Below are 24,711 nucleotides of genomic sequence, written 5' to 3'. Positions count from 1 at the left end.
CTCTAGGCGTGCGTGATCATTCTTCGCGGTACCAGTCGAACAAATTGTCGGTCTCGTTGGCCCAGCCGGAAACGACCGGGCGCAGATTGTTGGCGGCCGCCTCGACCTTCAGACGGTGCTGCACCGGGATGAAAACGATGTCGTGGTACATGAGATCATTGGCCTTGATGTAGAGCGCCGCGCGCTTGACCGGATCCATTTCGCCGTCGGCGGCCAGGATGGTCGCGTCGTACTCCTTGTTGACCCAGCGCGGGAAGTTGGTGCCCTGCCACTTGTTCTCCTTGGTGGCGACGAGGTTCGAAAGGTAACGACGCATGTGCTGCGACGGATCGGGCTGGCTCAGCGGGATCTGGAACATCTCCATGTCGGCGTAGAACTTGGAATAGGTGTCGGGATTGCCGACGTCGGAGGAGAAGAACACGGAGGCGACGACCGATTTCAGCTCGACGTCGATACCCGCCTTCTGGCAGGCCTGCTTGACGATGGCCTGCGTCTTCTGGCGCGGCCCGTTGATCGCGGTCTGGTAGAGGAGCTTCAGCTTCTTGCCGTCCTTCTCGCGGATGCCGTCGGCGCCCGGCTTCCAGCCGGCGTCGTCGAGGATCTTCGAGGCCTTCTCGACGCTGAACTCCCACGAGGTGTTCTTGGACACGAATTTTTCGGGCCCGTTGAGGAAGTTGGCGGTGGTGCGGCCGGCGCGGCCGTAGATGGCCTTCTTGACCGATTCGCGATCGATCAGCAGCGAGAGCGCCTTGCGCACCGCTGGATCAGAAAACAGCGGGTGCTTGGTCTTTATCGAGGAGCGTTCGCCATCGACCTCGGTGTTGGGATCGGTGAAGTTCAGCGCGATGAATTCGGTGTCGCCGCCGACGGCGTAGACGGTTTTTCCCTTGCCGCCCTTCTCCAGGCGCAGCAGCACGTCGTCCTCGACCTGAATGTTCCAGCCGAAATCATATTCGCCAGTCTGGATCACCGCGCGCGCGGCAGAGACGGCGTCGCCGCCGCCCTTCATCTCGATCGAATCGAAATAGGGGCGGTTGGCCATGTGATAATCGGGATTGATCACGCCGCGGACAAGATCGCCCGGCTTGAACTCGACGAACTTGTAGGGGCCGGTACCGACCGGCGAGAGGTTGGTCGGCGCCTCCCGCGACTTGGACCCCATATAGTCCTTGAACAGATGTTTCGGGATGATGGTATTGGGAGCCCCGACAAAAGCGTCGGCCCAGAACGGCGTCGGCTTGTTGAACAGGATGCGGACCGTGAGGTCGTCCACCTTCTCGACGGTGATGTCGCGGAGCGTCGCGATGGTCAGTGCGGAGGTCGCCGGATCCTTGGCATATTCCCAGTTGAAGACGACGTCGTCGGCCGTGAACGGCGTGCCGTCATGCCATTTGACGCCGGGCTTGAGTTTCCAGGTCACCGACTTGCCGTCGGCGGCGAGGCCACCGTTCTGGATCGAGGGAATTTCGGCGGCCAGGACCAGCTTCATGTTGCCGTCGGGATCCCAACAGGCGAGCGGCTCGTAGAACAGACGCGCGCCGTCCTGGTCCTTGGTGCCGGTGGCGAAATGCGGATTGAGCAGGGTCGGCCCCTGCCACCACAGCAGCTTGAGCGCGCCACCGCCGCCGCGCTTGGTCGGCTTGTAGGTCGAGGCGCCCTCGGCCATGGCGACGCCGCCAAGGGCGAGAATCTGGTTGGCCAAAGGCGCGGTGAGACCCACGGCGGCAAGACGCTGAATGAAGCCGCGGCGATCCATCCGCCCGTCCTTCACGTCACCGATCATCGAACGCAGTTGTTTATCCAGCATGGTTGTCCCCGTCTGGTTCCCGTATGGATGCAGGCGGTCGCGCGAGGCGACCACCGGGCTTGGCTGGCGGTAGATGGCACACCGAATGGGGTGCGCGTCAACTGCGACCGTGTGTATGCAAACGGTCTTCTGACTGTCTGTTGGGCAAAACCATATTCCGCAGCCCATCCGATCGGCAATCCAGCATCAAAACACGCTGAATTCCGCGCTGCACTGCAGAAAATTTGATCGCCGCATCAGACGAAGTATCGAGGCGAAATTCTACGCCACGGACATGTCGAGCGGCGGCGCGACGTGGTCTGGCAGCGGACAGACGTAAGGCGTCTTGGCTGTCCGCTTCTGGAGGTCAGCCGTGGCAGCCTTGATCAGCTCCGGGTCCGTCAGCGCCTTGATACCGATGCCGGCCATCGCCTTGGCGGCCTGCACCATGGCCTTGTGCGCATGCGCGCTCTTGCCCTGCGCGACCACCTGCCAGGTGTGGAAGGGCGTACCGATTGCAACCGTGGGTGCGTGGACCTGCACGGTCGGCACCACCCAGCTCACGTCGCCGACGTCGGTCGAGCCGACCAGCGGATTGCGCTTGGCATCCAGTGGCACCAGGAAGTCAGCCAGCGGCCGGTCGGTCGGCTCCATGCCGATCGCGTAATAGACCGACTCGATGTCCTTGTCGCTCAGCGTTGCGCGGATCTCCGTGGCAAAGCCCTTGTCTACGTCGTCGAAATGCGGCGGTCCGAGCTCTTCCATGACCCGATGCAGCGCCTGCTCCAGCGGCGTGTTCGGCAGGATGTTGGAGACCGCGGAGATGATCTTCATCTCGACCTTGGTCTCGGTCATCAGCGCCGCGCCGTCCGCGATCTTGCTCACGCGTCCGACCAGCTCGTTCATGCCGGGCAGATCACGGGCGCGGATCGAATAGCGCACGCGCGCATGCGCCTGCACCACGTTCGGGGCGATGCCGCCGGTGTCGAGCAGCGCGTAGTGCACGCGCGCGTCGCTCGGCATGTGCTCGCGCATATAGTTCACGCCGACATTCATCAGCTCCACGGCGTCGAGCGCGGAGCGGCCGAGATGCGGCGAGGCCGCCGCATGCGAGGTACGGCCGGTGAAGATGAAATCGGCGCGGGTGTTGGCGAGTGACGGCGTCACCGCGACTTCCCAGAAGCTGTGCGGATGCCAGGTGATGGCGATGTCGGCGTCTTCGAATGCACCGGAGCGCACCATGAAGGCTTTTGCCGCGCCGCCCTCCTCCGCGGGGCAGCCGTAATAGCGCACGCGGCCCGGCACCTTGTTCTCGGCAAGCCAGTCCTTCACCGCCGTCGCGGCGAGGAGAGCTGCGGAACCCAGCAGATTGTGACCGCAGCCATGGCCGTGGCCGCCAGTCTCGACCGGACGATGCTCCGCGACGCCGGCCTCCTGGCTCAGGCCCGGGAGCGCGTCATATTCCCCCATGAAGGCAATGACCGGTCCGCCCTCGCCCCATTCGCCCATCACCGCGGTCGGAATGCCCGCGACCTGCTCGGTGATGCGGAAACCCTGATGACGCAACTCGGCGAGATGCTCGGCGGCGGATCGCGCCTCGGTGTAGCAGACTTCGGGCATGCCCCAGACCTTGTCGCTGAGGTCGATGAAACGTGCCTTGATCGTGTCGATGCCACGCCAGATGTCGCTGCGGTTGTCCATGCTTCGGCCCCGTGATCCCTCGGTCAAACGAAGCGGCAATGGTTAGCAGCTTCATTGTACCGCGCCTAGCACCTCGCCGGACAGCAGCCATGCGGCCAATGCCGGAGGCCCGCTCGACCGACCGTGCATCAAGCCTTCCCGCGCCTTTCAAAGATTTCATCCGGTGCCTCGGGAATAGTTGGGGAACGAGGCTTTCAAGACGGCCTCCTCCGGCCTAAATTATCCGTGCTTCGCGCGTCGTTCCGCTAATCGGCGGAGCGATGCTCTCAGCCAGGAGAACTCCATGCCCGCCCTGACCGAATGGAGAGTGCCACCGGCCAATCAGCCGCGTGCGAGCGATTACGGTTTCGATCTCGACCGCGCGCTCGCCTCCGTCGTCGGCCTGCATGCCATCATCCCGCCGGACGCCTTCAGCGCCGAGACACTGGGGACTGAACGCGCCGGCAACGGCGTCGTGATCGACGACGGGCTGGTGCTCACCATCGGCTACCTCATCACCGAAGCAGAGTCGGTGTGGCTGCATGTCGGAGACGGGCGCGTAGTGGAGGGACATGTGCTCGGCTTCGATGCCGTCACCGGCTTTGGCCTGGTGCAGGCGCTCGGCCAGCTCGATGTCGCCCCCTTGCCGCTCGGGATCTCGGCCGAGACCCGGCTCGGCGACCGCGTCGTGGTCGGCGGCGCCGGCGGACGCACGCGTTCGGTCGCGAGCCAGATCGTGGCCAAGCAGGAATTCGCCGGCTACTGGGAATATCTGCTGGACGAGGCCATCTTCACCCATCCCGCGCACCCGAATTGGGGCGGCACGGCGCTCCTCAACGAGCGCGGCGAGCTGATCGGCATCGGCTCGCTGCAGCTCGAACGCGAGCGCGAGGCCAAGGCCGAGCACGTCAACATGATCGTGCCGATCGACCTGTTGAAACCGATCCTGGACGATCTGCGCAAATTCGGCCGCGTCAACAAGCCGGCACGGCCGTGGCTCGGACTGTTTTCGACCGAGATCGACAACCGCGTGGTTGTGATCGGGATCTCCGCCAATGGTCCCGCCGCCCGTGCCGAGCTCAAGACCGGCGACGTCATCCTCGCGGTCGACGGCGAGAAGGTCACGAGCCAAACCGGCTTCTACAAGAAGCTGTGGGGCCTCGGCGCTGCCGGCGTCGACGTGCCGCTGACGGTACATCATGAAGGCGTCACCTTCGACGTCACGGTGACCTCGACCGATCGCTACAAGCTCTTGAAGGCGCCGAAGCTGCACTGACGATCAGAACTGACGCAAGGAAGCGACGATGAGCGAGGCCGTCGTTGACGATATCGTGGCCGTGCTGCCGCCGCTGCTCAATGCGCTGGAGGCGCTCGCCTTTTTTCAGCGCAACCTGCACCCGCCGGCCTTCGGCTCCGTGATGAATGCGATTGGCGCTCCCGACGAGGCGTTGCAAACGGCGCGCGCGGCAATCCGAGAATGGCCGGAGGAGTTCACCGGACTGCGCGAGCGGCTCGATCGTGCCTGCGACGAGACGCTCGCCGCCTTTGCCGGCCTGCGCGAGGTCGAACGTGGCAATGGCGACCTCGTCGCGGTCTTCCGCGCACTACGTCATGTGCCGCGCGCGCAGGAGGCACTCTATCCGCTGGCCGTGCGGTTTCCGCCGGTCAGCAGTTTCTTCCTCAACGCCGCGAATCGCGAGAATGCCGACCTGTTGTCGCGGCTCGAAGCCGGCGCGGACGCGCACACCGGCATCATCCACGATCACAACGAGCCCGGCAGCCGCGGTGGCTTTTCGGTCTACGTGCCCGAATATTATACGCCCGATCGCGCCATGCCGCTGGTGATGGCGTTGCACGGCGGCAGCGGCAACGGCCGCGGTTTCCTGTGGAGCTGGCTGCGCGATGCCCGCAGTCTTGGTGCGATCCTGGTGGCGCCGACCGCGACCGGCCCAACCTGGGCGCTGATGGGTGACGATTCCGACACGCCCAACCTCATGCGCATTCTCGAAACCGTGCGCAGCCGCTGGACCATCGACGCCTCGCGCATGCTGCTCACCGGCATGAGCGACGGCGGCACCTTCTGCTATGTCACCGGCCTCGACGGCGCCTCGCCCTTCACGCATCTCGCGCCGGTGTCGGCGACCTTCCATCCGCTGAGGGTCGAAATGGCTGACGCTGCGCGTCTGCAGCGCCTGCCGATCTTCATCGCGCACGGCAAGCTCGACTGGATGTTTCCGGTGCAGACCGCGCGGCAGACGCAGGCGGCCCTCGCCGCCGCCGGCGCCGACGTCACCTATCGCGAGATCGACGACCTCAGCCACACCTATCCTCGCGAGATCAACGCGGAGCTGGTGCAGTGGCTGAATGGAGAATGAACAACCTCTCCTTCCCTGCGCCCTACTGCCGCGGAACAATCGATCCGGGCCGACGTTATCGCCCGTCATCGGAGGTTTCGCCATGCGGATGTTTCTTGGAATGATTTTGGGCGCGCTGCTGCTTGCCTGCGGCGTGTATGTCTATGACTCCATGCAGACGTCGTCGGTTGCTCATGGCGAGGTCGCGACGACCAATCGCACCATCGTAAACTGGGATGTCGCCAAAGCCGATTGGGACGCGCTGCGCGATCGCGCGCACAAGGACTGGGTCCGCATCTCCTCCAAGTAACGATGTGGTATCATGAATGAGGCGCCGTCGCGGGTCCGCGGCGGCGCCTTCGTATTGCGCGGTGAATATCGCTCGGCTCAGTTCATCTTGGCCTTGCGGGCGTCGGCGATGACCTGCTCGAACTCGTTCATGCTGAGCACGCCGGGCACGCGGTATTTGCCGACGATGAAGGACGGCGTGCCGCGGAAACCGAAGGCTTCGGCCTGCTCGTTGTTGCGCTTGAGCACGGCGTCGATGTCCTTGGCGTGATCGGCGAGATCGCGCTTCAACCGATCCATGTCGACGCCGGCCGCCGCGAGCAGTTCGTTGATGCGCGGCTCCGTCAGGCGCGAGCTGACGCCCATCATGGCGTCATGGGCCTGGTGGTATTTGTCCTGGAATTTCGCCGCCAGCGCGGTCCGCGCGGCCGTGACCGAAACCGGACCGAGAATCGGCCAGTCCTTCATCACCAGCCGGACCTTGCCGTCGTCCTGGATGACCTGACGCAACTCGGGCTCGAGCTTGCGGCAATAGGGGCAGTTATAGTCGGACCATTCGATGATGCTGATATTCCCGTCGGGATTGCCGGCCACGGGAACGTCGGGATCGCGCAGCACCTTGGCTTCGGTCAGCACCTCGTCTTCGTCGGTTGCCGCCCGCGCCGCGGTGATCCCACCGGCGACAAGGGCGCCCGCTCCAATCAGCGTCAGCGCCGCGCGCCGCGTCGGCACAAGGCTCTTATTCCTGAATCCAGCCATATCTCGTTCCATTTCGGTCCCATTTCCGTGGATACGGTCCGAGACTGGGAATTGTTACAGGTCATATAGAGTGTCGCGGCGCCGATGTCATCGCCACGCTATGCCGGTATCGGGGCCGGCGCTTGGGAAGCGGCAACGCGGGGCAGCATTGCCATCAGCGTGCCGGTCATCGTGGCGATCAACGTGACCTTGCCCTCGTGCTCGGCAAACGCCCTGGCCTCGCAAAAGGTCAGCGTGCGGCCGGGCTTGACCACCTCTGCCTTGAAGACGAAACGCTCGCCCCGTGCCGGCGCGAGCAGCGTAGTCTTGAACTCGACGGTGAGGATATCGGCCTCGCGCGGCATCAGGGTGAAGGCGGCGACACCACAGGCATTGTCGAGGCCTGCGGTAATGATGCCGGCGTGGACAAAGCCGTTCTGCTGTGTGAGGGCCGGCGAATGCAGCATGGCTAATTCAGCCTCGCCCGGCGCAAGGCGGACGATCACGATACCGAGCGTGTGCATCGCCGGCTGGCCGTCGAACATGGCGATGCCAGCCGCGCGATAGCCCGGGTTCTTCGGCTCATATGCAGCCATGGCTCAGGCCTCCGCCTTCTCGGCGAGGTGCCTCAAGGCCACCTCGCGGATGGCATCCGTGAACGGCACCGATTTGCGCTGGCTCCGGTCCATGTGCACGCCCGTGATCTCGCAGAACGCGGCGATCTCGCCGGTCTCGGCATTGGTCATGTCGTGCCGGAAGCGGATCGATTTGTCGCGGATCTCAAGCAGATGGCTGCGGATCTCGACGATGTCGCCGGCGCGCAGCTCGCGCTTATAGGTGATGTTCTGCTGCACGGCGGCCATGCCGCGGCCGGAGCCGCGCAGATAGCTCGGCGTCAGCCCGAGGCGAGCGAACAGATTCCAGTTGGCCTCGTCGAATTTGCCGACATACCACATGATGTTCATATGGCCGACGTGATCGCACTGCCATGGATAGACCGTGCCGCGATAGGTCGCCTCCTGCTCCATCGCAATTCTCCCTGGCCTTTTCTGCCTTTGATTGTCGATACGGTAGCGTATCAACCTCCTCCCGCGTTAGCAATACGGCACCGTATCAAGAATCGGCGAGGCTGCCTGCATGAGTGACGGCAAAGGCGATGTCTGGGTCGAGGCAGGGCTCACCGAGCTCGCCCGATCGGGAGTCGAGGGGGTTCGGGTCGAGGTGCTCGCCAAGAATCTGGGCGTCACCAAGGGCGGCTTCTACCGCCGCTTCGCCGACCGTGCCGCACTGCTCGGTGCCATGCTGGAACGCTGGCGCGAGGGGCGCTCAACGGCGATCGCGCAGCAAACGAGTCTCGATGGCCAAGAGCCCCGTGAACGGCTGCGGGCGGTGATCCAGCTCTATTCGGAGCGGCTCAATCCGGACGGGATGGCAATCGAGCTTGCGATCCGGCAATGGGCTCGCTCGGACGAGGGCGCCGCGGCAGCGGTGGCGAACGTGGACGCCGCGCGGCTGAAGCACGTCGCCGAACTCTATCGCGCGACCGGCCTCGATACCGAGGCAGCCGAAGCGCAGGCCTTCCTGTTCTACTGCTTCATCTTCGGCCAGAGCCTGCTGTTCGTCGAGCGCGGCCCGCGCAAGCGATCGCAGCTCGTGGCAAAATCGGCCGAGAAGCTCCTGGATTAAAGCAAGAGGCCGGAGCTTGGCTCCGGCCTCTGCGTCGTCTTGAAGCGTCAGGCGGCGCCCTTCAGCTTCTTGTTGCATTCGCTGTAATAGCCGCCGCCCTTCTCGATCCACTTCATGCCGCCATTGCCGTTGGTGGCCTTGTTGGCGTTGTACTGGTCGACGCAGGTGTGCAGGCGCCCCTTGCCGGGGGTCTCCTTGGCGTATTTCGGATCGACCGCGTTCGGATAGATCGCGGGGCCGGCCGGCAGGGTCGGGGCAGCAGCCGGGGCGGCCTCCTTCTTCGCCTGCTTCGGCTCGGCGGGAGCGGCGGGCGCAGCAGGAGCGGCCGCGGTCGGCGCAGCCGCTGGCGTCGCGTCCGCGCCGCACTGGGCCTTGCGGAAGTCATTCCACTTCGTGGTGCCGAGCGACCCGTCCTTCTTGGCGGCCTGGTATTTCGCGCTGCACTCCTGCGAGGTCAGCGCCTGCGCCGGCGCACTTGCCACCAGCGCGGCAAAGCCCGACAGCGCAACTGCACATAGCAACTTTGATTGAATGGTCATCCTTGGTCTCCTCCTTGATCTTCCCCCGAGGGAAGTGAACCGAGGATTGCTATCCTAGCGTGCCGCCCGCCCGCGACAAGGAAGCGATGGCTGCTGCCGCCAAAATATAGTGATCCTCCACGTTCCAATTATTCATGTCGCGTTCAGCAACGCCAGCCGACTTTCGCGCCCTTCGCAATTCCCGCAAGAAGAGTGCAGCACCATGACCCTCACATCTCGCCTCGCCGTCGTCGCTCTCGCCTCCCTGCTCGCCACCGGCACCGCCTTCGCGCAGACCGCCGCGCCGGCAGCAAAGACCGACACCAAAACCACAACCGCCGCCCCCATGGACAAGAAGGCACCGAAGGAGCACTCGGCCGAGTCGCTCGAATGCTCCAAGCAGGCCGACGCCAAGGGCCTGCACGGCAAGGAGCGCAAGAAATTCCGCTCCGAATGCATCAAGACCGCCAAGGCCGGCATGGCCGCGCCGGCTGCGGAGAAGAAGTAAATCCTTCCCCCCTGCTCGCGGCTTCGGCGAGAGGCGCGCGCATTGCGGTATGACGTGGCCGCAATTGTGCGCCTCTTGTTGATTTGCGATAAGGTGGTGTGAAGCAAATCACCGCCTCCCTGCCGTTCGAATGGCCGAGCCGTGCCAAGATGTTGAGCACGGTGGAAACGCTCGTCATTGGCACCGCCGGGGGCCTCGTGTTTCTGCTCGCGGGCCTTCCGGGGGGATTGATCTCGGGCTCCATGATCGCGGTAGGGATCGCCGCGATCGCCGGTCGCCAGCTGACGCTGCCGCCGATCCTGACCCAGACGGTGCTGGTGCTGCTCGGCATTTCGTTAGGATCAGTCGTCTCTCGCCACCTGCTTCAACAGGTCAGTGCCTATCCGCTCACCATCGGGCTGCTCGCGCTCGCGACCTTCTGCTCGACCTTCGGCTCCAGTTATTATCTCCAGCGCATTCACGGCTGGGACCGCACCTCGGCCTTCCTCGCCGGCAGCCCCGGCGCGCTGTCGCAGATCACGATTTTGGCGGTCGAGCGCGGCGCCGACCTGCCGGGCATCGCGGTGGTGCAGACCATGCGCGTCATCATCCTCACCGCGGCCCTGCCGATGGTGCTGGCGTTCGCCGGCGTCGCGCCCTCCGTCGCGCCATCGCTGACGACGACGATCGCCTCGCCGCTCGACCTCGTCGAGCTGGTCGCGGCCTCGCTGGCCGCGGCACTCCTCCTGCGGCTGATCAGGTTTCCGGCGAGCTGGATGTTCGGTGCGATGATCGGCTCAAGCGTGCTGCATGGCGCCGGTTGGGTCGAGGGCGGCCTGCCGGACTGGGTACGCGGCGTGGCGCTGGTCGGCATCGGCGCCCTGATCGGCAGCCGCTTCGCGCGGATGAGGATCAAGACGCTCGCCGGCCACATCAACGCGGCACTGGGCTCGTTTGCCATCGCCATCGCCGTTTCCGCGATCTTCGTCGGCATCGTGGCGCTCACCACGCAGGTGAAATTCTCCGACGTCGTGGTCGCCTACGCACCGGGCGCGATGGACGCCATGCTGGCGCTGGCCCTGACGCTGCACATCGATCCGATCTTCGTCGGCGCACATCACCTCTCGCGCTTCGTCTTCGTGACGATCGCGACGCCGGGCATTGTGCACCTGTTCGGCCGGACGCAGGACGATGTGGATGATTGAGCCTCAGCGCTTCACCGTCGCAACGAATCCCCACGCGGCGATCGCAGCCATCAAGAGCGAGATCAGCACGTTGTAGCCGGCAAGCGAGAGGCCGAGGAAGCGCCACTGCACCTCGTCGCAGCGGACCACCTTCACGGTGTCGAGCCGCGACAGCAGGTCGGTGGCGCTGCCGAGATTGACGACGGGACCGGAGCAGTCGGTCGGTCCCTTCCAAAAGCCCCATTCGACGCCGGAATGATAGGTGCCGAGCCCGGCATTGGCGATGCTCGCGAGCGCAAGGATCGCCAGGCCCGCGAGCAGCAGCGGTCTCGGCGCACCGCCCCGCGCCGCGAGTGCGATGAGCAGGCCGAGCGGGATCACGAGGTAATAGGCGTAGCGCTGCTCCAGGCAGAGCGGACAGGGCACAATCCCGAGCACCAGCTGGAAGAACCAGGCGCCCGCGATGGTCGCGGCTGCCGTCAGCGCGACCGCGAGCGAAGCGGCCAGCGCAGGGGTCGTGGCCGCCGGTTTGAACGCAGGTATTGCGGCACTCTGGGTTGTCACGGCAGCCTCCTTTCGATGGGTCGCTTTCCAAGGCTGTAACCCCGGCTCATGCGGCTGTCGAGAACGGCCCGGATCACTTTGGCGCGGGTTGACCCCGCTTGGTCCATGGCTATAGTCCGCCGGCTTCGCGACGCCCGCCTAGGGCCGACCGAGGGCCCCTGTGGCGGAACTGGTAGACGCGCTCGACTCAAAATCGAGTTCCGCAAGGAGTGCTGGTTCGATTCCGGCCAGGGGCACCAACTAGGCTGTTCAAGCCCGTTCTAAATCGTCCGCAACCATCCGCAGTACTCCAAACCTGGCGTTGCTCGGTACGCGTCAGGCCCGACTTCCGGCTCGATCTTCAGATGGCCGAGATGTCCAGCTTCGAGCCATCGGTCAGACGCGACAGCCGGAACGGTGCGGGATCGACGCAAGGAGTGTCGTTGACGAGAAGCTGTGCGGCCAGATAGCCAAGGCCCGGGCCCAAACCGAAGCCGTGACCCGAGCAGCCCGCTGCGAGGACGAGGCCTTCCACCCGGTCCACCTTCGACACGACAGGCACTGCATCCGGCGTGCAATCGACGAAGCCGCCCCAAGCGCTACCGAGCTTTATTTCGCCGAGTTGGGGGAAGGTTTTCCGGACACTCGCCACCACTTGGCTCACCAGCCATTTCAAGGGCGGAGGATCCAGCACGCGATTCTGTTCGAAGATCCGATCGTCGTTGGTCAGCAGCGCCGTCATTGAATCCGGCCCCGAAACGAACGATTGGCCGACGCCAATCCTGACGTTCTTCAGGCGACGCAAGAACTGCGGCATGAATTCCCGGCTGTACCGGATAGCCTGGGGCGTGATTTCGAGGTTCGCCTTGCCGCTGATCGCAAGCGTATAGCTGCCGTCCAGTCGACGCGTGATCGTGCAGTAGGGTGTGGAGACCGCCTCGCCTATGTTGATTGTCGGGGTGGAACGCAGCGCGGTCTGACGGATGCTCGCTTGGGGAAAACTGATCCCGAGCGGCCGAAGGAAGCGCGAGGACCAGGCGCCGGCGGCGCAAAGCACCGCGCTGGTTCTGATATAGCCCTTCTCCGTGTGCACGCCTGCAATCTTGCCATTGGCCAAGTCGAGCGCCCGCGCGGCGCATCCCTGGTGGATCGTGGCGCCCAGAATTCTGGCCCCTTCGGCGATAGCCGGCGCGGCGAGCGCAGGTTCGGCCTTGCCGTCCCGAGCCGAATAGGTCCCGCCGACCCATTTGTCGCGCGCTTCGGGGACGCGCTCGGCCACCTCCGCCCGGCTCAGCACGCGGGTGTCGACGTCGTACTCCCTGGCGACCTCGCGCCACCTTTCCCAGCCGGCGAGCACAGCCTCGTCGTGGGTCGCATAGACGAGTCCGCAGCGCCGAAATCCGAGGTCCCGATTGATATCGCGCGTGAGCTCGTCCCACAGCCGCATAGAGATCACCGAGAGTGGCAGTTCGCGGCGATCGCGGTTCTGCTGCCGGCACCAACCCCAGTTTCGGCTCGATTGTTCACAGGCGACGTGACCCTTCTCGAGGAGCGCCACAGAGAGGCCGCGCTTCGCCAGGTAATAGGCGGCCGTAGCGCCGAGGATACCGCCGCCGACTATGACGACATCGGCCTCGGCCGGGAGACGCTCATCGCTGTGAATGCGCTCGACATGGGGCGACATGTTCCAACGAACCTCGGCTGCCAAGAACGCGGAAGCAAAATTCCGATCAACCCTTCATCGCATCAGGCGCCCGATAGAATGTGCTGAAATCATCTAGGACTTCGCAAGATGTTCGGGTTTTTGAGCGCTTGAGCGATACGAGCTGCTCAAGCGCGATCGTCCCAGTTCGGCGCAACGGCGGCGCGACCTGCTTGTCCACGGAGACTGGACCGCTTTTCGATGCCCCAGAAAAATGGACCCAGACCGTCGCGATTGGCTCGGCGACACCGGGACGAGTGATGTCCTGAACCACGAGCGTCGAGAAGGCACCAGCGCGGCGGCAAAGCCCATTTCGGCGCCCGAAGTCATCTTCCGCACTGTCTCGATCGTCTTCCATACGCCGACATAGCCGGGTTTCATCACAAAGCTGTCGCCGGCGCGGAAAATGCGAGGCTCCTTGCCTTCCTCGGTCAGCTCCACCACGCCGGAAAGGATGTGGCAGTACTCAAAGGTCTCGCCCTTGATCGAGCGGTTCTCGCCAGGCGTGGCTTCCCAGACTCCGGTCTTCACCGAGTCGGCGCGGGAGGAGTCCTGCTCCCAGGTCCTGAGGTCATCGAGGCCGGACCGGCGAAGGCCGGTCGACGGCGTCAAGCGTTTGCTCCGATCGCAGGCAGACGGTCTAGCCTTCGAGGTCGTGAGCGGTGCCGGCATCCATGGATGTGCCGGGTTCGAGCAGCACGACCTCGCAGACGTCGTCCAGCGCGACAGGGCAATGCTCTACCCCATGCGGGACCACGATGAACTCGCCTTGCTCGATGATCTCGTCCCGATCACGAAACTTCATCAGCAGGCGGCCTTTGTGCACCAGGAAGAGTTCGTCACCGCTCCTGTGAAAGCGCCAGGCGAACTCGCCCGCGAACTTGGCGAGCTTGATCTGCATGTCGTTAATCTGACCCGCGATCTTCGGAGACCAAGTCTCCTTGAGCTGCCCGAACGAGCTGGCCAGGTTCTTCTTGTGGAGCGGCGAGAGATGCCGGTTCAGAGCGGCCACGTCGCGGATGATGGCCCCAAGCTGGCGAGCGACGTCCTTGTCGTCGGCCGGATACTTGCCGTCCAACGCGGCCGTGCCGATAGTGAAGCCGGCGGCTCCTGCGTCCTTCAGGATGGCGATCCGCTCAGGCGTATCAATCGAGCCGGCCACATAGACGGGCTTGGGCACCGCCGCGCACACCGCCTTGATGAGGGCCGGGACGTCTTCCTTGGAGCGATAGGCGAGCAGGTCGAGGCCATACACGCCCTCCCGCACGGCGAGCGCCTGGGCGCTCTCAACGATCTCCTCGATGCTCCCTTCGAGCACGCTCGGATGACCGGTGATGCGACCCGGGAAGGGGCAGTATTGAATGCCGGTGCCAGCAAGGATCGGCAACACGTCGTCAACATGTGTGCCGCCGAGCAAGACGTTGACGCCGATTTCAACCGCCGCTTTCGCCGAAACGATCTCACTTTGCCGGTCGAGTGAGACGACTTCGAGATAGGAGGTGGCGCCGTCTGCCTTGATGACCCGGTTGAGAACTTTGAGTCGATCAATCGGCAGGCCGATGTCCTTGAAACCGATGTGGCGAACGCCAAGCCTCAGGGCGGTCTTGAGTTGTTCAGAGGCGTCCCCGACGGTGCGATCGTTGCGCGTGAGCATGAAGATAAAGCGAAGGCCCATTAGACTACCCCTTCTTTGGTCTTAATTTGCGCGGCGACGAGCCTTCGCGCGTAAGCCAGCGCGGTCTCGAGACTGCCGGTGTCGGCGATGCCTCGACCCGCAATGTCGAATGCCGTGCCGTGATCAGGGCTTGTACGGACGAACGGCAGGCCGAGCGTGATGTTCACACCCTTTTCGAGGCCGAGATATTTCACCGGAATTAGGCCCTGATCGTGATATTGGGCCACGACCACATCGAAGCGGCCCTTGCGGGCCTGCATGTAGACAGTGTCCCCGGGCCAGGGGCCACTGGCGTCGATGCCCTCGGCGCGGGCCGCTTCGATCGCAGGCCGGATGATCTGGATTTCTTCGTCGCCGAAGAGACCACCTTCGCCGGCATGGGGGTTGAGTCCTGCCACTGCAATGCGCGGCGCCGCGATCCCGAGGGCCTTGCCGCCCTCATTTGCGAGCCGGATCGCCGACATCTGGGCATCGAAATCCGCTTGGTCGATGGCTTTGCGCAGCGACATGTGGATGGTGACGAGAACCGTGCGGATATCATCGTTGGCCAGCATCATCGCAACGCGCTCCGCACCACCATAGTCGGCGAGGATTTCGGTGTGCCCGGGATAGCGAATGCCCGCGCTTGCCATCGCTTCCTTGTTGATCGGTGCGGTGACGATGCCGCTGACCTTGCCGGCCTTGGCTGCCGCGACGGCGGCGACGATGGCATCGAAGGAAGCTTGGCCGGACATGGCGCTGACGCTCCCGAGCGGAGGCGGCGCGATGATTTGCGTCGCCTCGACGACTTCGATGGACCGCGGCTCAGAGCGCGCCTCTTCAGGTCGGGCGATACGCCTGACCGTCAGCTCGAGACCCAGACGATGGACGATATTCTCCATCACGACGTAGCTGCCGAATACGACCGTGCCTTCGCCGGCTTTGGCCAATGTCTTCGCCACGATCTCCGGGCCGATGCCGGAGGCATCGCCCATTGTGACGGCGAGGGGAGCGGATTGGGTCATGATACAACCAGTTCTGATACCGAGGTGCCAAGGCGGAGCCGCGTGATCGCACGACGCAGCGTATCGTCGTCGCCAAAGCCGCCTGCCTTCATGGCGATCAGCAGCTCTCGTCCATCTCCGAGGGACGTGCGGCCAAGCGGAAAGCCTGGCTCGAGCTCTTGCAGGATCTCGAACTCATAAATGTCCAGGCCGTCCAGAATCGCCTCCATGGTGTCCCCGCCTGTGGCGATCACCATATCGAAACGCTCGTCGGCCAGCCGTCGAGCCGCATTTTGAGCAATGTCGCGCAGGACGGATCCGGGATCATTCATCCGTTCGATCGGAGCCTGCAGCAGAGCGATTCCAGGCTCCATTGCGATGCAGTCGGCCTGACGATGGCTGCGCGGATTGGCGCTGCCGATCGCAACAAGAATGTCGCCACTAACCGCGGCGGTCACGTCCGACGCAACCGCAAGCGGCGCAAGACGCTTCGCCAGGGCAAGGGCCATGCCCGGAGAGCCCACCCATAGGATCGACTCCGGATCCGGCAGGGCCGCAACTTGTTTGTCGAGATCGGCCTGTGTTGCAGCATCAAGGATGACGACGCTTCCGATGGAGGCCGGAACGAGCTCAGCCAGCCGAGAATGTCGCGCCGGATGGACGGGGTCGCGACCGTATTCGGTCTCCGTTACAGGAATGCCGTCCACAAGCTGAACGCCGTCGACGGTTGTACGCCCAGCGCCAGGGAACGCAGGTGCAAAGACCAGCATCTTGCGGCCGCTTACGGTGAAGGCCGCTTCCATCTCGGCCGTCACGTGCCCGCGAAGAGTCGAGTCGACGGTCTTGTAGAGGACAACCCGCGAAGCGAGCTGCTCGGCAAGTTCTGACTGCCGCCGCGCCGCTTGCGAAACCGGCACTGATCTAGATCCGCTATCAACGGCGACAATCGTGGCCTCCTGGTGCGGCAGCCGGCGTCGGCCGACAACGGCTCGCAAACCGCGCTCGACAAACGGACCGGCCCCATCGGCGGCGCTGGTCAGGTCGTCGGCTAGGATACCGATTGTGTATTCGCCATTGGTTCGCATGGATCAATTATGCTAAGCAAATTCAACATAAAAAGCGATATTTTTTGCGCTACATTGGTGATATGAGATCACCAATGAGGCGATCAGAAATACCTTCATTGGACGACTTGCGTGCGTTCGAGACCGCTGCGCGGCTGGGGTCGGTTCGGCTTGCCGCGAACAGCCTTGCCTTGACCCATGGGGCTGTGAGTCGCCGTGTCACCAAACTGTCGGAAGACCTTGGCTTCAAACTCTTCGAAAAAAGCGGACGTGGCTTGAGTCTCACTGCCTCTGGAGAAGTGCTCAACCTCACACTCGGCCGTTTCTTCACCGAGCTGGCGACAACCGTTGAGAGCTTGCGTGCTGCCAACGCACAGCAGAACTCCCTCGTTCTCTCATGCGAGCCTTCAGTCGCTATGCGCTGGCTTATTCCACGGCTTGCAAGCTTTCAGGCCGTCCATCCCGACATCGCTCTACATCTGTCAGTCGCCGGCGGCCCCGTCGAGTTTCGCCGCGATCGGATCGATCTGGCTATACGTCGGCTCGACTTTGCGCTCCCAGAGGCGTGGCACGTCCGGCGCCTTTTTCCTGAAAGGGTAGGACCGGTCATGAGCCCTCAGCTCGCAGCGGTGTTTGCCTCAGGAAACTACATCGCCCTAGGTTCGAAGACTCGGGCGGACGCTTGGTCGCGATGGCTTTCCACCCACCCGTCGGTGCGGCGCCCCGCGGAGATACGCTTCTACGATCACCACTTCCTCATCGTCGAAGCAGCATTGGCGGGATTGGGCGTTGCCCTCAGCCCGCGGGTCCTTGCAACGGACGACGTAGATAGAGGGCGGCTCATCGCACCTGCCGGTTTCGATCCGGACGAAAGCCACTATGGCCTCATCTGGGCGGGAGAAACTGAACTGTCTGGGAAAGCGAACTATCTTGCTTCATGGCTGCAGGAACAGTGCAATCTGATCTAATGATTCAACTTCGCGCTCCTCAAGGGCTCGGCGCTATCAGGCGTTGAACCCGACTTGAGAAGGTGTTCGTCGATTCGACGCGTGTGCGATCACCGCCGGAAACACTTCCGCGTCAGCGGAAGCCGATTCGCTTTCCGAGATGAATTTCATCGATAGAATCCGAGAACGGCCTTGGTCTCGAGATATTCTTCCATGCCCTCGCGGCCGTATTCCCTGCCGTTTCCGGAACGCTTGTATCCGCCAAAAGGTGCGTTCGGGTCCCAGTCGGGATAGTTGAGATGAACTTGACCAGACCGGATCTGCCCGGCGACCGCCTGCATCGTTTCAATATCCGTGCCCTGCACATGCGCGCCGAGGCCGTAGACGGTATCGTTGGCAATCTCGACCGCCTCGTCGACCCTATCGTAGGGAATGATCGACAGCACCGGGCCGAAGATCTCCTCCTGCGCAATTCTCATGTCGCGATTGACGTTCGAGAAGATGGTCGGCCGCGCATAGAGGCCGACCTGAAGGTCGTTGGGCCGCCCCGGCCCGCCAATGACAAGCTTGGCGCCTTCCTCCAGGCCGATGCCGATCATGGCCTGGATACGCTCGAACTGCGGCGGGTTGGCGATCGGACCATGGGTCGTGCTTTCCGCAAGCGGATCGCCGACCACCAATTCAGAAGCGGCCGCCGCCGCCAGGATCTCGACCTTTGCCATCTGTGAGCGGGACACAAGCATACGCGTCGGTGCGCTGCAGGATTGGCCGAGATTGCGGAAGGCGGCGGCGACACCGAGCGGAACAGCCCGGCTCAAATCCGCATCCGGCAAGATGATGTTCGGTGACTTGCCGCCGAGCTCCTGTGCGACGCGCTTGACGGTGGGCGCCGCTGCTTGCGCGACGAGAACGCCTGCCCGCGTCGAGCCGGTGATCGAGATCATGTCGACTTGCGGATGCGACGCCAGACCGGTCCCCACGACTGGACCTGTCCCGTTGACGAGGTTGAAGACGCCGGGCGGACAGCCGGCATCGTCCATCACCTTGGCGAACAACAGGGCACTCAGCGGCGAAAGTTCGCTCGGCTTCAACACCACCGTGCAGCCAGCTGCCAGCGCCGGAGCGACCTTGGCCGTAATCTGGTAGAGGGGCCAATTCCAGGGGGTGATAAGACCACAGACGCCGATTGCCTCGCGCATAATCGCGGTGCTGCCGCGCGTGGCGATGAACGGATAGGTCGCGAGATTGTCACGCGCGACGCGGATATGTTCGGCAGCGAGCGGCACCTGGGCGCGGCGCGCGTAAGTGATGGCGGCCCCCATCTCGCACGTGATGGCCTGCGCAAACAGCTCCAGTCTATCGAGAAGCAAACCGTGAACCCGGTCGAGCAGCGCCGCCCGCTCGGCAGCCGGCTTACGGGACCAGCCGGTAAAGGCTTTTCTCGCGGCTACGACCGCGCAGTCTACATCCTCGTCATCGCCGAGCGCGATTTCTGCGACCGGCTGCTCGATCGCCGGATTGACGACGATCGCCGTCGCCAACCCTGTCGGCTTCCGCCATTCTCCGTCGATGTAAAATTTGCCGAGGAAGCCGGCTTCCGTCAGGTGTCGAACGGCCGAGGTCATTGGAAGCGATCCTTGATCCGGTAATAGACGCCGACCAGCGGAAGCTGGGCATGCGCAAATCGCCGCCCGATTCTGTTTCAGATCTACCAGCCGCGCATCCGCGGCCACTGAGCTTCGATTGCGTCACTTCCCGCCGAGATGACATTGTAAAGTTCGTGCTGTGACGCCGTCGCGCAGGCATGATTGGGCAGAATCCTGACCTTCGCGCCGATCGGGATATGCGGGAGGGCTGCAGCCGATCTGGACCTTATGGCGAGGATGCCGTGCTCCTGGCTCGCCTGCGCGACGATCAGATTCGGATAGAGTTGGCCGGACAGATCGCAGACGAGACCGTAACCTTGGTCGACCCGCTGCGCCGCGGTGCCGCGATCACGTGACAGTGCCATCCAGCCCGCATCGACCAAAATCCATCCCTTCTCCGGCTTCGTGCCGATGACGGTGGCGAGAACCGAGATCGCGATGTCGTCGGTCGTGCAGACACCGACGCCGTGCATCACCAGATCGAAGAACATGTAGACGCCGGCCCGCATCTCCGTGACGCCGGTCAGGCCTTCGGCGAAATGGGCGGTCGGCGTCGAACCGACACTTACGACCGGGCATTCATGCCCCGCCGCCCGCAATGTCTCCGCGGCCGCCACGGCCACGGCCCTTTCGTTCTCTGCGGCCGCGACGAGGGCATCGGACGAGCAAAGGCTGTAGGATTCGCCGGCATGGGTGAGAATGCCGGCGAGCGTGACGCCGGCCTCGGCCAGGGCCGCCGCGACGGCGATGAGCTTGGGATCGGTGGCGGTCAGCCCGCCGCGATGGCCGTCGCAGTCGATCTCGATGAAGGCGGAGGGCGTCACGCCGGCGGCACGCGCTGCCGTGCCCAACATCGCCGCCTGTTCAGGCGAATCGAGCAGCACCTTAAGGTCAACGCCGGCTTTGCGGAGACGCATCGCCCTTTCAGCGGTGTGCGGTGCCACGCCGACGGCATATGTCACGTCACGGAAACCGTACTGCGCGAAGTACTCAGCCTCCGCCAAGGTGGAGACCGTGATCGGCCCCGGCCCGGAGGGATAGGCGCGCTGGGCAACCTCGATGGATTTCGCGGTTTTCATATGGGGGCGCAGCACGACGCCAGCCGCGGCCATACGAGAGGACAGACGGGCGAGATTGCGATCCAGCCGGTCTTTGTCGAGCAGGAGGGCCGGCGTCGCCAGTGCGCCGACCGTCGCGGTTATCTCGCGTGGCGCGGCGTTCTGGCTATCCGTCCGGCGCATATCGGGGCGTTGCATCTCAAGGTCTCCTAGCCGAACGACTGGTTGGCGACCGCGAACGTGCGCGCCGGCCCGGTCCATGGCATCTGCGTCCCCAAGACCATGGTGGTGGCGTCGCTGACCTTCTGCAGGCCGATGTTTCCAAGCCAGTCACCGAGTTGCGAGGAGGCGGAGGTGTCGATCCGGACGAAAACACTCCCGAGGGGCGCGAGCGCGGCCTCGATCAATGCGCGCGCATCGGTCGGGCTTTCGGCGATCACAGGGCCGATGACATGCCCGCGGCCGAAGAGACGGGAAATGGCGTAGCCGCGGGGTATGCCGTCACGCAGCAGGACATAGCCGCAACCGACCTCGATCAGCCGGTTCAGCATCTCGCGCCTCATCCAGCCGGTGGCCTCGTGATCGAGACCGACTATGGCCTCGAAGTCCGACGGAACCATCGCTCTGACGTTTCCGACCGGCGGCATGTCGCGGCCCTGGCCAGGAACGCCATGATGCTGGTGCAGCATGCCGATGCTGGCGAAGCCGCGGCGTGCGTAAAGCGCAAGGCCTTCGGCGGTCGAATTCAGCGTGACGATTCGTGGTCGTGCCGCCGCGAGCAGCGCGTCCATCAGCCGGGCCCCGTACCCCCGTCCCTGAACGGCTTTCGAGACGATGACCATTCCGGCGGAAGCATGGGTGTCGCCGTAAGGCCACCACAGCGCGGTCCCCACCACAGCACCCGCACTCGTCACCACGAAACCGCGGCCAAGCTGCAGCGCAAATTCCCAATCCTTGAGCAGATACGGCCAAGACATCTCCTGCGAGAGCTTCAAGGCACCTTTCAGATGCGCTCTCGCGAAAGGGACTAGGGCCACGTCTTCAATCTCGCGTTCTCCGGCTTGGGTAGCTTCGGTTGCCATGATGCGTCGACGTCTCATGCTTGGGTTAGCGGACTAATCGTCAGTGCCTGACACGGCGAGGTCCATCTGACGATGTTCCCGCGAATTGCAGCGTATCTTGGCTGCGACAGCATTACGCGATCAGGCTGACGCAGAGTTCGGCAGGGAATTGCATTGATGATCCGATAGAAGGGACGATGTGCTGTCAGCGTCTCGCCACGCCGCAGCGCGATCCCGTTCCGGCATCCGATGGCCCGGAACGATACCGGGCATCAACCGCGGATCGCTCCGATAGCGCGCTTGAACGAACGCTGCGACCTCGTCGGGTGACAGCACCGTAAATACAGCCACGGCTGAAACACTCTTCGATCCGGAATCGACCCTTCAACAGGTTGCACCCTGCGTGATGTCCGCAATGTAGTTCTTTATAGCTTGTGCATTCGGGGGAAGGACTTTGACTCGCCTCGGCAGCCCTTCTAGTCCATCGAACCGTTGCGGACGATCTGGTTGCCGGCCTAACGCTTCCTTGATCGTCGTAGCGAATTTGATTGGCTGTGCAGTTTCGAGCACAAGCATCGGCGTCTCGGGGCTCGCATGCATGCGCCCGACCGTCACACCATCCGCAGTGTGAGGATCGATCATTGTGTTGTAGCGCTCCCACGTGTCACGGATCGTCGCCAGTCGATCGGCATGAGTGCTCCTGCCGCTGCGGAATCCGAAACGCGCCGCCGCCGTTACGAAGCTGGGATCACCGCTGAGGTCAAACGAACCGCATTCCCAAAGTTGGTTCTCAAACAGCGATTTCGTCCGACGGGCGTCGCGACCGAGCAAGTCGAACACGAAACGCTCGAGATTTGACGCCTTGGAGATGTCCATGGAAGGACTCGATGTTTCAAGCGTGTCAGCTCGGCTTCTGACGCGATAAATGCCGCTGCGGAAAAACTCGTCGAGCACGTCGTTTTCGTTGGTCGCAAGGACGAGACGGGATATTGGAAGTCCCATCATGCGCGCAACATGACCAGCGCAGATGTTTCCGAAGTTTCCTGAAGGCACGGAAAAGTCAACGCCTGCTGACCTCCCTTCGGAGACTTGAAAATAGCCGGAGAAGTAATAGACGACCTGCGCGACCAGTCGGGCCCAGTTGATCGAATTCACCGCACCTATCTTATATCGTCGTTTGAATTCCAGATCGCTGGACACACATTTGACGATGTCTTGGCAGTCGTCGAACACGCCATCTATGGCGATGTTGTGGATGTTGTCGTCCTGCAGGCTGAACATCTGAGCTTGCTGAAAGGAGCTCATCCGTCCGAGGGGCGACATCATGAAGACCCGCACCCCTTTCTTGCCGCGCATTGCGTATTCCGCAGCGCTCCCGGTGTCGCCACTGGTCGCCCCAAGAATGTTCAATTCGTCGTGCCGCCGTGCCAGTTCGTACTCGAGCAGATTGCCGAGCAACTGCATGGCCACGTCCTTGAACGCCAGCGTAGGACCGTTCGACAATTCCTGGAGGTAAAGCCGCGTCTCGAGCTTTCGAAGCGGAACGATGCTCGAGGTTCCAAAGATCTCGGGCGTGTAGGTCTTTTCGCAGATTGCCTTCAGGTCAGCGGGCGGAATATCGCTGACGTAGAGCGACAGGACCTCGAAGGCCAGGCTGGGATAGGACAAGGCACGCCACGCATCCAATGTAGCGGCGTCCACACGCGGGTAGGTCTCAGGTACGTACAGCCCGCCATCCTCGGCGAGGCCTTCAAGCAATGTTTCGCAGAACTGTCTGCGACCTGAATGTCCGCGCGTGGATACGTAGTGCATCGATGCTCTTCTTTCGAGAGGCGGCAGTGCCGCCAGCTCCATGACCTGAGTTGTACCTTTGGGAATGCCCGATGGAGTTTCCAGCCGTCAGCGGCGGTCGCGCCACAGCGCAAAACGATCCTGCATCCGATATCCCCAGATCATGGCGGGCATGAACCAGGGATCGCCACGATAGAGCGGGATGGAGTCCGGCGGACGGAAGTCAAAGGCGGTGCGCGCCCGTTCGTGGTTTCCGATCAGCTTGTGGGCCGCGTGCATCCCGATCCAAGGCGCCCAGACGACGCCTGAACCGCAGAAGCCAGTGGCATAAACCACACCGTCCTCTTCGAAGATGCGCGGGAGCATGTCGCGATTCATCGCCACATTGCCGAACCAGCTGTGCGAAAGGTGAACATTCTCGAGTTCGGGGAAAAGGTTCACCAACCCCTTGCGCAGCAGGAGCTTTGGAGCCACCGGGTTACCGACACGAGAGCTGTCGCGCCCCCCTAACAGGATACGTTTGCCGTCGGGCGATGGGCGGTAATAGAACCCGACCTGGCGGTTCTCGGTCATCATCATGCGTTTGGGCATCAGCCGCGCCATGACGTCAGGTGCGAGCTCCTCGGTTGCAATGATCCGGCTGCGAACCGGGACCAGCCTGCGGCGCAGGAAGGGAACGGCGCTATCAGTATAGCCATTCGTGCAAACCAGCACCTGACGCGCCTGCACCGAACCGGCCGAGGTCACGATACGGAATCCGGAACCATCTCTCTCGATGGAGATGACGGGCGTATCCGCATGAACCGCGACGCCCGAAGCGAGCGCCACGCGAAGCAGTTCAGCGTGAAACTTCGCCGGTTGTAGCCCTCCGATATCCATCCGGACTGTTCCACCCCGGTAGACATCGGTGCCGATGTAGCTGTGCTGCTCGGCATAAGGTACGGCGTGAGACTCGATCCGCAGCCTCTTCGCTAATACTTCCGCGCTACGCGCCATCGTGTCGTACTGCTCATATCCGAACGCGCCCTTGAACTGCCCGACCAGCTGGAAATCGCAGGCAAGCCCCTCGGTCTTGATGAAATCGTAAAGGAACTCGCGGGCGATCTTGCCTTCCGCCTCGATTGCCAGCGCCTTGTCTGCGCCGAAGCGTCGGGAGATCGCGGCGTAATCCGGCCGTATGCTCGCGCTGGTTATTCCACCGTTGCGCGTCGAGGCTCCCTCGCCCGGACTCATCGCGTCAAAGGCCGCAACCGAGCGTCCCTCGCGCGCCAGCACCAGCCCGGCCGAAAGAGAGGCATAGCCAGCGCCCACGATCAGCACGTCAAGTTTCTTGGGAAGAGTCTGTTGAGGCAGCGACCTAAGTGGTGCGGCTTCCCACCAATAGGGCGTGTCCTTCTCTGCGGCTCTGGGCTCGTGCATGTCGCTGACTTCTCGTGTGTTAAAAGTGGCCTTGGATTACTGACAAGACGGATTCTGATCAGCCAACGCGATGCTTGCGACGTCTACGCTATCAAGAGGTT

23 protein-coding genes, 1 tRNA gene and 1 pseudogene are annotated in these 24,711 nt (G+C 63.3%); 8 read left to right on the top strand and 17 right to left on the bottom strand.

Annotation, left to right across the window (positions count from 1 at the left end; translation table 11 throughout):
• Window positions 1–16: 16 nt before the first annotated feature.
• Complete coding sequence (locus IVB07_RS03910) at window positions 17–1,807, bottom strand: peptide ABC transporter substrate-binding protein (protein ID WP_026232487.1); 1,791 nt, start codon at window positions 1,805–1,807, stop codon at window positions 17–19.
• A 261-nt stretch (window positions 1,808–2,068) separates the two neighbouring features.
• A complete protein-coding gene (locus IVB07_RS03905; protein ID WP_018453219.1) occupies window positions 2,069–3,487 on the bottom strand; it encodes a M20 family metallopeptidase in 1,419 nt (472 codons plus the stop codon).
• Window positions 3,488–3,770: 283 nt separating this feature from the next.
• Between IVB07_RS03905 and IVB07_RS03900 the strand changes: the two genes are divergently transcribed.
• The 3 genes from IVB07_RS03900 to IVB07_RS03890 all read left to right on the top strand — a co-directional run bounded on the left by IVB07_RS03900 (window position 3,771) and on the right by IVB07_RS03890 (window position 6,130).
• The gene (locus tag IVB07_RS03900; protein WP_018453218.1) at window positions 3,771–4,742 is read left to right on the top strand and encodes a S1C family serine protease; all 972 of its coding nucleotides are present in this window, start codon (window positions 3,771–3,773) and stop codon (window positions 4,740–4,742) included.
• A gap of 28 nt (window positions 4,743–4,770) precedes the next feature.
• Window positions 4,771–5,841 carry a phospholipase gene (locus IVB07_RS03895; protein WP_018453217.1) on the top strand — a complete coding sequence of 357 codons (1,071 nt, stop codon included), beginning with the start codon at window positions 4,771–4,773 and terminating at the stop codon, window positions 5,839–5,841.
• Window positions 5,842–5,923: 82 nt separating this feature from the next.
• Window positions 5,924–6,130: a hypothetical protein gene (locus IVB07_RS03890; RefSeq protein WP_018453216.1), complete on the top strand. Its 207-nt coding sequence runs from the start codon at window positions 5,924–5,926 to the stop codon at window positions 6,128–6,130.
• Between the two features lie 77 nt (window positions 6,131–6,207).
• Here the strand turns inward: IVB07_RS03890 and IVB07_RS03885 are convergent, their stop codons facing one another.
• The 3 genes from IVB07_RS03885 to IVB07_RS03875 form a co-directional block, all read right to left on the bottom strand.
• Entirely contained in the window at window positions 6,208–6,867 is a 660-nt protein-coding gene (locus tag IVB07_RS03885) for a DsbA family protein (protein ID WP_026232486.1), read from the bottom strand.
• A gap of 98 nt (window positions 6,868–6,965) precedes the next feature.
• The gene (locus IVB07_RS03880; protein ID WP_018453214.1) at window positions 6,966–7,442 is read right to left on the bottom strand and encodes a PaaI family thioesterase; all 477 of its coding nucleotides are present in this window, start codon (window positions 7,440–7,442) and stop codon (window positions 6,966–6,968) included.
• 3 nt (window positions 7,443–7,445) lie between these two features.
• Window positions 7,446–7,874 (bottom strand): acyl-CoA thioesterase, encoded by a 429-nt coding sequence (locus IVB07_RS03875; protein ID WP_018453213.1) that lies wholly within the window; start codon window positions 7,872–7,874, stop codon window positions 7,446–7,448.
• 109 nt (window positions 7,875–7,983) lie between these two features.
• Between IVB07_RS03875 and IVB07_RS03870 the strand changes: the two genes are divergently transcribed.
• Window positions 7,984–8,532, top strand: coding sequence for a TetR/AcrR family transcriptional regulator (locus IVB07_RS03870; protein WP_018453212.1), 549 nt, complete (start codon window positions 7,984–7,986; stop codon window positions 8,530–8,532).
• Between the two features lie 47 nt (window positions 8,533–8,579).
• Here IVB07_RS03870 and IVB07_RS03865 read toward each other — a convergent pair whose 3' ends face one another.
• The gene (locus IVB07_RS03865) at window positions 8,580–9,071 is read right to left on the bottom strand and encodes a hypothetical protein (RefSeq protein ID WP_085361101.1); all 492 of its coding nucleotides are present in this window, start codon (window positions 9,069–9,071) and stop codon (window positions 8,580–8,582) included.
• A gap of 202 nt (window positions 9,072–9,273) precedes the next feature.
• Here IVB07_RS03865 and IVB07_RS03860 point away from each other — a divergent pair, with 202 nt between their 5' ends.
• The gene (locus IVB07_RS03860; protein ID WP_018453210.1) at window positions 9,274–9,558 is read left to right on the top strand and encodes a PsiF family protein; all 285 of its coding nucleotides are present in this window, start codon (window positions 9,274–9,276) and stop codon (window positions 9,556–9,558) included.
• Between the two features lie 98 nt (window positions 9,559–9,656).
• A complete protein-coding gene (locus IVB07_RS03855) occupies window positions 9,657–10,742 on the top strand; it encodes an AbrB family transcriptional regulator (protein ID WP_085350767.1) in 1,086 nt (361 codons plus the stop codon).
• A 3-nt stretch (window positions 10,743–10,745) separates the two neighbouring features.
• Here the strand turns inward: IVB07_RS03855 and IVB07_RS03850 are convergent, their stop codons facing one another.
• Window positions 10,746–11,285, bottom strand: a complete 540-nt coding sequence (locus IVB07_RS03850) for a disulfide bond formation protein B (protein ID WP_018453208.1) — start codon at window positions 11,283–11,285, stop codon at window positions 10,746–10,748.
• Window positions 11,286–11,439: 154 nt separating this feature from the next.
• Here IVB07_RS03850 and IVB07_RS03845 point away from each other — a divergent pair.
• Window positions 11,440–11,524: transfer RNA gene (locus IVB07_RS03845), tRNA-Leu, on the top strand.
• 101 nt (window positions 11,525–11,625) lie between these two features.
• Here the strand turns inward: IVB07_RS03845 and IVB07_RS03840 are convergent.
• The 5 genes and pseudogenes from IVB07_RS03840 to IVB07_RS03815 form a co-directional block, all read right to left on the bottom strand.
• Window positions 11,626–12,948, bottom strand: coding sequence for an FAD-binding oxidoreductase (locus IVB07_RS03840; RefSeq protein WP_018453207.1), 1,323 nt, complete (start codon window positions 12,946–12,948; stop codon window positions 11,626–11,628).
• A 345-nt stretch (window positions 12,949–13,293) separates the two neighbouring features.
• A pseudogene (locus tag IVB07_RS03835) lies at window positions 13,294–13,533 on the bottom strand (cupin domain-containing protein); the annotation flags it as partial.
• Window positions 13,534–13,606: 73 nt separating this feature from the next.
• Entirely contained in the window at window positions 13,607–14,641 is a 1,035-nt protein-coding gene (locus IVB07_RS40610; RefSeq protein ID WP_345946341.1) for a cupin domain-containing protein, read from the bottom strand.
• Window positions 14,641–15,645 (bottom strand): 4-hydroxythreonine-4-phosphate dehydrogenase PdxA, encoded by a 1,005-nt coding sequence (pdxA, locus tag IVB07_RS03820; RefSeq protein WP_026232485.1) that lies wholly within the window; start codon window positions 15,643–15,645, stop codon window positions 14,641–14,643. Before pdxA ends, IVB07_RS40610 begins: the two co-directional genes overlap by 1 nt.
• Window positions 15,642–16,709 carry a four-carbon acid sugar kinase family protein gene (locus IVB07_RS03815; protein WP_026232484.1) on the bottom strand — a complete coding sequence of 356 codons (1,068 nt, stop codon included), beginning with the start codon at window positions 16,707–16,709 and terminating at the stop codon, window positions 15,642–15,644. Before IVB07_RS03815 ends, pdxA begins: the two co-directional genes overlap by 4 nt.
• Between IVB07_RS03815 and IVB07_RS03810 the strand changes: the two genes are divergently transcribed.
• Window positions 16,685–17,656: a LysR family transcriptional regulator gene (locus IVB07_RS03810; RefSeq protein WP_247767494.1), complete on the top strand. Its 972-nt coding sequence runs from the start codon at window positions 16,685–16,687 to the stop codon at window positions 17,654–17,656. The genes IVB07_RS03815 and IVB07_RS03810 overlap by 25 nt on opposite strands.
• Before the next feature lie 146 nt (window positions 17,657–17,802).
• Here the strand turns inward: IVB07_RS03810 and IVB07_RS03805 are convergent, their stop codons facing one another.
• The 5 genes from IVB07_RS03805 to IVB07_RS03785 all read right to left on the bottom strand — a co-directional run bounded on the left by IVB07_RS03805 (window position 17,803) and on the right by IVB07_RS03785 (window position 24,610).
• On the bottom strand, window positions 17,803–19,260 hold the full coding sequence (locus tag IVB07_RS03805; protein ID WP_018453200.1) for an aldehyde dehydrogenase family protein: 1,458 nt from the start codon (window positions 19,258–19,260) through the stop codon (window positions 17,803–17,805).
• Between the two features lie 83 nt (window positions 19,261–19,343).
• On the bottom strand, window positions 19,344–20,537 hold the full coding sequence (locus tag IVB07_RS03800; protein ID WP_198293338.1) for an alanine racemase: 1,194 nt from the start codon (window positions 20,535–20,537) through the stop codon (window positions 19,344–19,346).
• Between the two features lie 11 nt (window positions 20,538–20,548).
• Window positions 20,549–21,376 carry a GNAT family N-acetyltransferase gene (locus IVB07_RS03795; RefSeq protein ID WP_247452354.1) on the bottom strand — a complete coding sequence of 276 codons (828 nt, stop codon included), beginning with the start codon at window positions 21,374–21,376 and terminating at the stop codon, window positions 20,549–20,551.
• 408 nt (window positions 21,377–21,784) lie between these two features.
• Window positions 21,785–23,212 carry a threonine synthase gene (gene thrC / locus IVB07_RS03790; RefSeq protein WP_247360895.1) on the bottom strand — a complete coding sequence of 476 codons (1,428 nt, stop codon included), beginning with the start codon at window positions 23,210–23,212 and terminating at the stop codon, window positions 21,785–21,787.
• A gap of 87 nt (window positions 23,213–23,299) precedes the next feature.
• Complete coding sequence (locus IVB07_RS03785) at window positions 23,300–24,610, bottom strand: FAD-binding oxidoreductase (RefSeq protein ID WP_026232480.1); 1,311 nt, start codon at window positions 24,608–24,610, stop codon at window positions 23,300–23,302.
• Between the last annotated feature and the right edge of the window lie 101 nt (window positions 24,611–24,711).

The sequence above is a fragment of the Bradyrhizobium sp. 172 genome (assembly GCF_023101065.1).
GTDB lineage: Bacteria > Pseudomonadota > Alphaproteobacteria > Rhizobiales > Xanthobacteraceae > Bradyrhizobium > Bradyrhizobium canariense_D.
The sequence above is the reverse complement of the archived record's forward strand: the minus strand, read 5'-3'. Positions and strand labels throughout refer to the sequence as shown.

Excerpts from the sequence above, each read along its gene's own strand:
- IVB07_RS03895 (WP_018453217.1), top strand. The coding sequence starts at position 4,771 with ATGAGCGAGGCCGTCGTTGACGATATCGTGGCCGTGCTGCCGCCGCTG.
- IVB07_RS03880 (WP_018453214.1), bottom strand. The coding sequence starts at position 7,442 with ATGGCTGCATATGAGCCGAAGAACCCGGGCTATCGCGCGGCTGGCATC.
- IVB07_RS03805 (WP_018453200.1), bottom strand. The coding sequence starts at position 19,260 with ATGACCTCGGCCGTTCGACACCTGACGGAAGCCGGCTTCCTCGGCAAA.
- IVB07_RS03875 (WP_018453213.1), bottom strand. The coding sequence starts at position 7,874 with ATGGAGCAGGAGGCGACCTATCGCGGCACGGTCTATCCATGGCAGTGC.
- IVB07_RS03910 (WP_026232487.1), bottom strand. The coding sequence starts at position 1,807 with ATGCTGGATAAACAACTGCGTTCGATGATCGGTGACGTGAAGGACGGG.
- IVB07_RS03840 (WP_018453207.1), bottom strand. The coding sequence starts at position 12,948 with ATGTCGCCCCATGTCGAGCGCATTCACAGCGATGAGCGTCTCCCGGCC.
- pdxA (WP_026232485.1), bottom strand. The coding sequence starts at position 15,645 with ATGACCCAATCCGCTCCCCTCGCCGTCACAATGGGCGATGCCTCCGGC.
- IVB07_RS03885 (WP_026232486.1), bottom strand. The coding sequence starts at position 6,867 with ATGGCTGGATTCAGGAATAAGAGCCTTGTGCCGACGCGGCGCGCGGCG.
- IVB07_RS03905 (WP_018453219.1), bottom strand. The coding sequence starts at position 3,487 with ATGGACAACCGCAGCGACATCTGGCGTGGCATCGACACGATCAAGGCA.
- IVB07_RS03785 (WP_026232480.1), bottom strand. The coding sequence starts at position 24,610 with ATGCACGAGCCCAGAGCCGCAGAGAAGGACACGCCCTATTGGTGGGAA.
- IVB07_RS03860 (WP_018453210.1), top strand. The coding sequence starts at position 9,274 with ATGACCCTCACATCTCGCCTCGCCGTCGTCGCTCTCGCCTCCCTGCTC.
- IVB07_RS03870 (WP_018453212.1), top strand. The coding sequence starts at position 7,984 with ATGAGTGACGGCAAAGGCGATGTCTGGGTCGAGGCAGGGCTCACCGAG.
- IVB07_RS03865 (WP_085361101.1), bottom strand. The coding sequence starts at position 9,071 with ATGACCATTCAATCAAAGTTGCTATGTGCAGTTGCGCTGTCGGGCTTT.
- thrC (WP_247360895.1), bottom strand. The coding sequence starts at position 23,212 with ATGCACTACGTATCCACGCGCGGACATTCAGGTCGCAGACAGTTCTGC.
- IVB07_RS03800 (WP_198293338.1), bottom strand. The coding sequence starts at position 20,537 with ATGCAACGCCCCGATATGCGCCGGACGGATAGCCAGAACGCCGCGCCA.
- IVB07_RS40610 (WP_345946341.1), bottom strand. The coding sequence starts at position 14,641 with ATGGGCCTTCGCTTTATCTTCATGCTCACGCGCAACGATCGCACCGTC.
- IVB07_RS03815 (WP_026232484.1), bottom strand. The coding sequence starts at position 16,709 with ATGCGAACCAATGGCGAATACACAATCGGTATCCTAGCCGACGACCTG.
- IVB07_RS03890 (WP_018453216.1), top strand. The coding sequence starts at position 5,924 with ATGCGGATGTTTCTTGGAATGATTTTGGGCGCGCTGCTGCTTGCCTGC.
- IVB07_RS03900 (WP_018453218.1), top strand. The coding sequence starts at position 3,771 with ATGCCCGCCCTGACCGAATGGAGAGTGCCACCGGCCAATCAGCCGCGT.